The following is a 2684-nucleotide window of genomic DNA, read 5'->3' on the forward strand; positions in this document are numbered from 1 at the left end:
CGCGACCGGCGCGGAGCGGCGTCCTCGGCCACCTCGGCGGGCGCGGACACTTCAGCGGACGCGGACGCCTCCACCGGCTCGGCCGGCTCAGCGGCAACGGACTCAGCGGCAGCGGCCGGCTCGGCCGGCGAGGTCACGCTGCGCGTGGCACGACGACGCGACCGGCGCGGAGCGGCGTCCTCGGCCACCTCGGCGGGCGCGGACACTTCAGCGGACGCGGACGCCTCCACCGGCTCGGCCGGCTCAGCGGCAGCGGACTCAGCGGCAGCGGCCGGCTCGGCCGGCGAGGTCACACTGCGCGTGGCACGACGACGCGACCGGCGCGGAGCGGCGTCCTCGGCGGGCGCGGGGGTGCCGGAGCTCGGCTCGGCCACGGCGGCCGGCTCGGACTGGGCGGGCGTCTCGGCGGAGGAGGACGCCGGAAGGACGGTCTCGGCCGTCTCCGCCGACGCCGGAGTCCCGACGGGCGCGGAGGCGCGGCGCACCGCGCGGCGACGCGGCCGTCCCGAGGCCACCGGCTCCAAAGCCGCCTCGGGAGCCTCGGACTCCGCGGCTGCCGTCTCTTCCGTCTCCTCGGCCTCGTCGGCCGGGGCGGTCGCCTCGGCGGGCGCGACGGTCCTGGCCGACGTCTCGGAGGTACCGGACGGCGGACCCGCCGGCCGGGACGCGGCCCTGCGCCGGCGACGCGGCGGCAGGGTGTCGCTGGGGGTGTTCGATTCGGAGTCCGTCGAAGTGGTCGAGGACCCTGTGGGTTCGGTCGGTTCGAGCATGCGGGGGTTTCTCCCGTCAGGCTCCCGGGCGCCGCGCCTGGTCCGGCGTCGACCAGGTCGACCGCCAGTGACGTCCGCGGCTCGCGCGATGCGCGTCGCCGCCGTCCGGGGCGCGGGCGCCGCTCGGAAGCTCTCCGTGTCTTGTCTCGCCGGTTCCGTACCCCTTGTCGTGCACGGCCTGGCGAAAGTCTTGTGGTCGGTGCGCTGCCCGACCCAGGTGGCTCCCGAGTTCGAGGGCGGCGCTACGACGTCCGTCCCTACGCGGAACCTTCCTTACGCCGACGCCTTCGCGGCGGCGGAAGCGGCGGCCGGTTGCGGCTCGGGCGCTTCTGCCTCGCGGTCGGGCGCGAGCGGGTCGGTCACCGCACCGGTCTCTTCATCGAACAGCCCCTGCGCCAGCCTGGTCACCGCTGCGGGGACCGGCGGCGCCAGGTCGGCCACGGCGCGAAGACCGGACAGGACGTCGTCGGGTCGTACGGCAGGCGTCACGTGCCGAACAACCAGCCGCAGTATCGCACAGGGCCGGTCGGTCGGCCTATCAGCCGGCGAACCAGGTGTGGTGACGCCCTCGAGATGTGCCACGGCGGAGCGGGCGTCGAAGGTACGGACGCCGTTCTTGGTCCTGCGCTGGACCTCCACGGCCGGGGCCGCGTTGAAGGCCGCCACGGCGCGGTCCGCGTCCGCGGAGTCCACACCGTCCAGCCGCAGCTCCCACACGGAAGCCGTCAGCCGGTCCGCGAGCCCGGAGGTCCGGGCCTCGACCGCCTCGACGATGTCGAGCCCGGCGGGCAGCGACTCGTCGAGGAGCAGCCTGAGCCGCTCCGGGTCACGCGCCTCGGTGAGCGCGATCTCCAGGTACTCCGCCTCACTGCCCGTGCCGGTGGGTGCGGCATTGGCGTACGACACCTTCGGATGCGGCGTGAACCCCGCCGAGTACGCCATGGGCACCTCGGCGCGGCGCAGCGCACGCTCGAAAGCGCGCTGGAAGTCACGGTGGCTGGTGAACCGAAGGCGGCCGCGCTTGGTGTAGCGCAGTCGGATGCGCTGCACCGCTGGTACGGCCGGCGGGCCTTCGGGCTGTCGCTTGCCCAGGGGAACTTCTCCTTGTGTACGGCGGTCGGACGGGGCACCGTCCTCGCCTCGGCGGGGCCATCGAGCCCTGTCCTCTTTTCTAGAGTACGCGCTCCGGCCACCAGGAGTTCCCTGCGGTACGCGAACCGCCACGACGTTCGGGCACCTGCAAGTGCCCGAACGTCGTGGCGGTTCGTACGAGCGTGCGCCGGTCAGGCGATGTCGCTCCGCGCCCAGGTCCAGCTGATACCACTGTCCGCACTGTCCCAGACCTTGACCGGCTTGCCGAAACCGGAGCCCGTACTGGTGAACATCTGCAGAACTGTGCGGTTACCGGTGCCGTCCGCCCGCGCGCCGTAGTCGTACAGCACACCGACGTCGCTCCGGCCGTCGCCGTCGAAGTCACCGGCGACCGTCTTCGAGCGGCTCCAGGTCCAGCTGCCGCCGTCCGCGCTGTCGTAGACCCGGACCGGGGAACCGAACCCGGACCCGGTACTCGTCAGCGTCCACAGCGCCGTGCGGTTACCGGTGCCGTCCGCCCGCGCACCGTTGTCGTACAGCACGCCGACGTCACCGCGGCCGTCACCGTCGAAGTCACCCGCGACCAGCTTCGAACTGCTCCACTTCCAGCTGATACCGCTGTCCACGCTGTCCCAGACCTTGACCGGCTTGCCGAAGCCGGACCCGGTGCTCGTCAGCGTCCACAGACCTGTGTGGCTCCCGCCTCCGTCCCGCACGCCGTAGTCGTACAGCACACCGACATCACCGCGGCCGTCACCGTCGAAGTCACCCGCGACCGGCTCCGACCTCCCCCAGGACCAGCTGCCGCCGTCCGCGCTGTCC

At 73.3% G+C, this 2684-nt stretch carries 1 protein-coding gene and 2 pseudogenes; all 3 read right to left on the reverse strand.

What is annotated here, in order from left to right; genetic code table 11:
• A pseudogene (locus ACH4NX_RS21985) lies at positions 1–770 on the reverse strand (ribonuclease E/G); the annotation flags it as partial.
• Positions 771–1043: 273 nt separating this feature from the next.
• On the reverse strand, positions 1044–1820 hold the full coding sequence (locus tag ACH4NX_RS21990; protein WP_351387890.1) for a TIGR03936 family radical SAM-associated protein: 777 nt from the start codon (positions 1818–1820) through the stop codon (positions 1044–1046).
• A gap of 233 nt (positions 1821–2053) precedes the next feature.
• Positions 2054–2684: pseudogene (locus ACH4NX_RS21995) on the reverse strand (esterase); the annotation flags it as partial.

Origin of the sequence: Streptomyces sp. NPDC017225 (assembly GCF_044331465.1) — a bacterium.
In the GTDB taxonomy this organism is placed as follows: domain Bacteria; phylum Actinomycetota; class Actinomycetes; order Streptomycetales; family Streptomycetaceae; genus Streptomyces.